Annotated in this window: 5 protein-coding genes and 1 pseudogene; 3 read left to right on the top strand and 3 right to left on the bottom strand. The window is 42.4% G+C overall.

Annotated elements, in window-relative coordinates:
• A pseudogene (locus ACH2DQ_RS25995) lies at positions 1–297 on the bottom strand (hypothetical protein); the annotation flags it as partial.
• A 128-nt stretch (positions 298–425) separates the two neighbouring features.
• Positions 426–995, bottom strand: coding sequence for a TetR/AcrR family transcriptional regulator (locus ACH2DQ_RS25990; RefSeq protein ID WP_394912585.1), 570 nt, complete (start codon positions 993–995; stop codon positions 426–428).
• A gap of 362 nt (positions 996–1,357) precedes the next feature.
• On the opposite strand from ACH2DQ_RS25990, the gene ACH2DQ_RS25985 reads away from it, so the two are divergent.
• The 3 genes from ACH2DQ_RS25985 to ACH2DQ_RS25975 all read left to right on the top strand — a co-directional run bounded on the left by ACH2DQ_RS25985 (position 1,358) and on the right by ACH2DQ_RS25975 (position 4,161).
• Complete coding sequence (locus ACH2DQ_RS25985; RefSeq protein WP_394912584.1) at positions 1,358–2,089, top strand: GntR family transcriptional regulator; 732 nt, start codon at positions 1,358–1,360, stop codon at positions 2,087–2,089.
• A 13-nt stretch (positions 2,090–2,102) separates the two neighbouring features.
• Positions 2,103–2,804: a deoxyribose-phosphate aldolase gene (deoC, locus tag ACH2DQ_RS25980; RefSeq protein ID WP_394912583.1), complete on the top strand. Its 702-nt coding sequence runs from the start codon at positions 2,103–2,105 to the stop codon at positions 2,802–2,804.
• A gap of 301 nt (positions 2,805–3,105) precedes the next feature.
• Complete coding sequence (locus ACH2DQ_RS25975) at positions 3,106–4,161, top strand: NAD(P)-dependent alcohol dehydrogenase (protein ID WP_394912582.1); 1,056 nt, start codon at positions 3,106–3,108, stop codon at positions 4,159–4,161.
• A gap of 180 nt (positions 4,162–4,341) precedes the next feature.
• On the opposite strand, the gene ACH2DQ_RS25970 is transcribed toward ACH2DQ_RS25975, so the two are convergent.
• Positions 4,342–5,454, bottom strand: a complete 1,113-nt coding sequence (locus tag ACH2DQ_RS25970; RefSeq protein WP_394912581.1) for a hypothetical protein — start codon at positions 5,452–5,454, stop codon at positions 4,342–4,344.
• Positions 5,455–5,667: the final 213 nt, after the last annotated feature.

Genomic DNA, 5,667 nt, shown 5'->3' with positions numbered 1-5,667 from the left:
TGACGATTCTTTTGACCGAACCTCCTTAAACCTCTGGTAAACCTCCATAATATTTAGACGGACATCTAAAAAATAATTTAGGTTACCAATATACCAGGGCATATAGCAAGTCTCGTCTGTCCCCAGCACATGGGGATACTCTTTCATAAACAGCTTATCTGTCAAATGATAAGCCTTGTGAATCCGATTCTCTGACCGGTCAATGTGAAATTCCTTTAAAACCTTTTGATACAGCGAACTTCTGGATGGTTCAACCAGAGTCATTCCAAGATCAAACCAAACATAATGATATCTCATTCATTCTGCCGCTCCTTTCTGTAGTGTAAACTTCAGTATCGTGTTTGTGAATTATTTCCTACAGTTATTAATATATATGATGATTATCATACCTTTATCAGAATAATGTAAAGTTTCTGTGAAATAGTTTAATGTTGTTCTGCTGCATAATGCACGACAAACTGCTTTACATGCTTTTTCAGCTTTTCCTGCACCGTTTTCTCCTGTTCTAACGTATGATACATAAAAAACGGTGCATATAATTCCAATGCCATAATTTCCGGTTCCACCGGCTTTAAGATCTTCTCTTTAATCAGTTGTTCGAATATTTTCTTTTGTCCCTCTAAAGGAATTTCAATAAAAAAGTTCCGGTATAGCTGCTGCATCTGCTGATCTTTAAATTGCTCCACCATCAGTAATTTCCGAAAAGCAACAATCCACGGATCCTCTGTCTGAAATTGAAAGAAGCTCATACAGATTTCCTCCAGATTCTCCCATTCCATTTCCATAAATTTAGTTTGTTCTAATTTTTGCATGAAACGGCTCTTGCATTCGTTTAAAATTGCATCCAGCAAATCCTGTTTGCTCTTAAAATGCTTGTACATGGCGCTGTCGGTAACGCCTACCGCCTTCGCAATCATTCTGGTCGAAACCGCATCATATCCGTTTACGGAAAAAAGCATCAATGCTTCATATATAATCTTTTCTTTTGTCGTCATTTTTTCTCCTTCTCTGCTCCACTTACCACTTAAGGGTGGATGCATATTTGACTGTGTGTCTGACTGTATATTTAACTGCTTAATATCCGGTGTACCTGGCTGTATTTCTAAATTTACTTTTTATTTAAGTATTGTAGTGAGCAGTTGTCCACTTGTCAAGTTTATTATTGGATACACATTATCAGGATTACATCCTAATAGGGTATATGATCGGGTAGATCGGGTACACATTCTGGTACCATACAGCCTGATATTCCCGGGGAAAGCGGCGGGGCTGACTCTTTTGTAACCAGCAAACACTTGCGCACTAAAAGCATTTGGCATATACTATACACAAACAACTAAAAGAGGAGAGGACAGTTATGAGCGAACGTTTACCTGCCTATTTAAAAGTATACCAGCAATTAAAAAATGACATCCTGGATGAAAAATATAAAGTTGGGGAAATGATTCCCGTCGAGCGCCAGTTAGAAGAAATCTATTCTGTCAGCAGAATTACCATCCGCAAAGCAGTGGAACTTCTCGCAGAGGATAACTACGTGGAAGTCCGGCAGGGGCGAGGCACCCAGGTATTGGATTATAAAGCCAGGCAGAGCCTCAACTGTGTGACCTCCGTCACGGAAACATTACGTAAAAAAGGATTTACGGTTACAACCAAAAGCATGTATATTGATACATTAGTTCCTCCGGCTCATGTTTCCCAAATACTTCAGTTGGGAGAACGGGAAAAAGCAGCCAGAGTACAGCGCATACAACTGGCGGACGGGCTGCCCATTGTAATCATGAAAAATTACATCCCCGAATCTCTGGTTCCAGGAATCGCCGGCTATTGCGGGCAGTTTACCGCACTGTATCAATTTCTGGAGGATACATATCATATTGAAATTGATGAAGCTGCAGATAAAATTTTTGCCAAAAACGCAGAGTTTGAAGAAGCACAAATGCTGGAAGTAGAAGTAGGGGAAGCACTGCTCTGTATCCAGCGGCGCTGCTCACAAAGGGGAAAACCCGTCTGTTTTGACGATGTAACCATTATCGGTAAAAAATATGAGCTCTATACAAATATGACCGGACGCAACAGAAATTCAAACTGAAAGGAGCAACCAAATGAACCTGCAATTCTTAAAAGAACTTCACCGGCACATTGATGTTAGCTGTGTCCGTGCCCAGAATACTATGGAAGATATCCGCCGAATGATTCTGAGTGCAAAACAATACCAGTTTATATGTGCATTCTCCATGCCCTGCTTCACCCCTTATCTGGCAGATGCCCTGAAATCAGAATCCCACATTCATACCGGCGGAGTTGTGGGCTTCCCTTCAGGTGCAGACACCACTCTTTCCAAAGTACAGCAAAGCACACAGCTTCTGGAAGCCGGCTGTCAGGAACTGGATATGGTAATGGCAGTGGGCGCCTTGAAATCAAAAAACTATCAATATGTAGAACAAGACATTGCGCAGGTGGTGCAGACAGCCCAAAAGGTACCTGTCAAAGTAATCATTGAAGCGGCTTATTTAAATGATTCTGAATTGGAAACAGCATGTAAAATCGTCTCAGAAACCGGAGCTGCTTTTGTCAAAAGCGGTACCGGATGGGCAAATATACCCGTCAGCGCCGATACCATCCGGAAAATGCGTACTGCCGCAGACGCACATGTGAAAATAAAAGCAGCCGGTGGAATCCGCACACTTGACCATATATTAGAAATGCAGGAAGCTGGCTGTGACCGTTTTGGCATCGGTGTGCAAACAGCTGTAAGAATCATGGCTGAAGCAGAAATGCGGCTTGGGAGTCCAGAGCGTGTTTGAAAATTCATTCCTGCCAGAAACCAGACTGACAGCGCTGAATAGTTTGTCAGTCTGCTTCAGCCATTCTGACTACTCCCTACGAAAATAAGCATCCGAAAACATTATGTAAAGATTATATATTATATAATGTTTTCGGATATTTTTTATCTTAAATCTGTTTTTATATACAAAATACACAAATTTTAACCATAAAGATTATGATATATTTTTATAATTATGGAATTGATTATAGATTCATTATATGTTATATTTATGGCACGTCAAATAATTAACAATGTGTTTTCGAAAGGAGATAGAAATTATGAGAGGTTTTGCAATGTTAGGAATCGGAAAAACTGGCTGGATTAATAAGCAGGCACCTGAATGCGGACCATTGGACGCAATCTGTAAACCCCTTGCCATCGCTCCCTGTACTTCTGATGTCCATACAGTCTGGGCTGGTGCTTTAGGCGACAGACATGATATGATTTTAGGACATGAAGCAATTGGGGAAGTTGTGGAAACAGGCTCCCTGGTTAAAGACTTTAAACCGGGTGACAAAGTCATTATCCCAGCCATTACACCGGACTGGAATTCCCTGGAAGCTCAGGGCGGATACTCCATGCATTCCAGCGGAATGCTTTCCGGATGGAAATTCTCCAACTTTAAAGATGGTGTATTCGGTGAATTATTCCATGTAAATGATGCAGACGGGAACCTTGCCCTGCTTCCATCCGGTATGGATCTGGCATCAGCCAGTATGCTTTGTGATATGGTTCCCACCGGTTTTCACGGTGTGGAATTAGCAGATGTACAGTTTGGTGATACGGTAGTTGTAATCGGTATCGGTCCGGTAGGGCTTATGGCGGTAGCCGGTGCTGCACTTCGCGGTGCTTCCCGCATCTATGCCGTTGGTTCCAGACCAAACTGCATTCAGATTGCCAAAGAATACGGTGCAACAGAAATTGTCAATTACCGCGAAGGCGATATCGTAGAACAGATTATGGAAAAAACCCATGGAAAAGGCGTTGACCGTATCATCATAGCCGGAGGCGATGTAGACACCTTTGACCAGGCAATCCGTATGTTAAAACCAGGCGGAAGAATCGGAAATGTAAATTACCTTGGAGAAGGCGACTATATTAGAATTCCAAGAGTTGAATGGGGCTGCGGCATGGGCCACAAGACAATCGCAGGCGGTCTGATGCCGGGCGGAAGACTCCGTATGGAAAAGCTGGCTTCCTTAATCGAAACCGGCAAATTGGATACCAGTAAGCTGATTACCCATACCTTCCACGGATTTGATAAAGTGGAAGAGGCGTTAATGCTGATGAAAGACAAGCCAAAGGATTTGATTAAACCGGTTGTATTAATGTAAAAGGACCAAACTGCAATCCTAAAAAATTGTTACGGTAAGCCTTATTAGCCCTACAAAATTGGAAATGACTGCCGGGTATAATTGTGGACAATCTAATCTTTAACAAGAAGCAGAGTGCAAATATTTCCTTTTGCGCCCTGCTTCCTCTATTTATTTCCCATATTCAGAAACCTTTATAACCTATTCCGCCTCCACCGATGGTATCAAGTAAGGATTTTCTGACTCCGCATACTCCACCTCCGGTATTGCTTCCAATGTTTCCTGTGCTTTTTCGGAAGCCTTCCTGGCAGATGCTTTTTCTGCCGGCTCTGAAATCTTAAGGCTGGCATCATAGACGATACCTTTAAATTGCTGATCGTATCTGGAAAAAGACAATAATGCCCGATCTCCATTTGTTCCCGTCACCTCAATTGTGATATCCGGATCATTATTGGAATATCCCTGGCAGCCATATTCCGAAGACGCTGCCTTGCCATCTACGATGTCCAGCTCTTCTGCCAGTTTCCTTGCCAGTTCTGTATACTCACCTGGATTATCCATCAGTTTCTTGTCAAAATCAAGAGAGACTTCTTTCTCCAGTGTTCGTGCGTAACCTGCATTGAATCGTTCCCCCGTTACCGCATCAATTATGAATGTATAACAGGTATCTTCCGGTGACCTGGTATTCCCAAGACGGACGTCACCGCTCCAGAAAGCCCTTGGAAATGTTTCCGTGCCTGCATTATATGACATATAGATGGTCGCACCGTTCATCTTTAATCCAAAAAGTTCCCATAACATCCTGTCACCTATTTCTGCCGCTGCATCCTGAGTCAGGTCTTTCTCCGCAGGAGTGCTGTCTTTCGTCAGCGGGTCGGAAACCACTTTGTAAGTGCCCTTCACATAATTATCCGCCCTCTTCTCCCGCAATTTTTTTATTGCCGGGGTCTCCAGCATTTCTGTCGAAGCTGTTTTTTCTGCCGTGGCTGCCTTTTCTTCCTGTCTTTCCTTTTCTTCTGTTACATCCTCACTTATTGTGGGTTTTGCTTCCGAGATTTCTTCTTTTAAAAGGTAGCTGGTAGGGACCGCTGCCGTTTTCCCCAGTTCTGCAGCCATGACAGCATCGCTTAACCCCCCAAACAAAAATGCGCATACACCGATTGCTGCAAAAGCCCCGGCAATAATTTTCGGAAATTCATAATTTGTTCTTTTCGTATCACAACTTTTCTTTGTACTGTCATTTAACCATTTACTTCTTCGATTCCTTCTGTTATCTTTTCTTTCGTTACATTTTTTACCCATTCTATTTTCCATATTTACCCCTTCTTTTCTGGCAAGTCTGCCGATCTATATTTATTTGTGATCACATTACCTATCTTGCACCCCGGAGATTATAAAGTTGTAATGGACTTGTTACAAAGTTGTAAATATTACTTTTACTTCGGTTCCTTCCATAAGCCCGGATACGAATTGCAGATGTGCATCGTGAAGCTGGGAAATTTGTTCACAGATCGATAAACCCAATCC

It is taken from the genome of Robinsoniella sp., assembly GCF_034124845.1.
The sequence above is the reverse complement of the archived record's forward strand: the minus strand, read 5'-3'. Positions and strand labels throughout refer to the sequence as shown.

Bases quoted from the DNA above. Each gene is read 5' to 3' on its own strand.
- ACH2DQ_RS25990 (WP_394912585.1), bottom strand. From the start codon at position 995: ATGACGACAAAAGAAAAGATTATATATGAAGCATTGATGCTTTTTTCC.
- ACH2DQ_RS25985 (WP_394912584.1), top strand. From the start codon at position 1,358: ATGAGCGAACGTTTACCTGCCTATTTAAAAGTATACCAGCAATTAAAA.
- deoC (WP_394912583.1), top strand. From the start codon at position 2,103: ATGAACCTGCAATTCTTAAAAGAACTTCACCGGCACATTGATGTTAGC.
- ACH2DQ_RS25975 (WP_394912582.1), top strand. From the start codon at position 3,106: ATGAGAGGTTTTGCAATGTTAGGAATCGGAAAAACTGGCTGGATTAAT.
- ACH2DQ_RS25970 (WP_394912581.1), bottom strand. From the start codon at position 5,454: ATGGAAAATAGAATGGGTAAAAAATGTAACGAAAGAAAAGATAACAGA.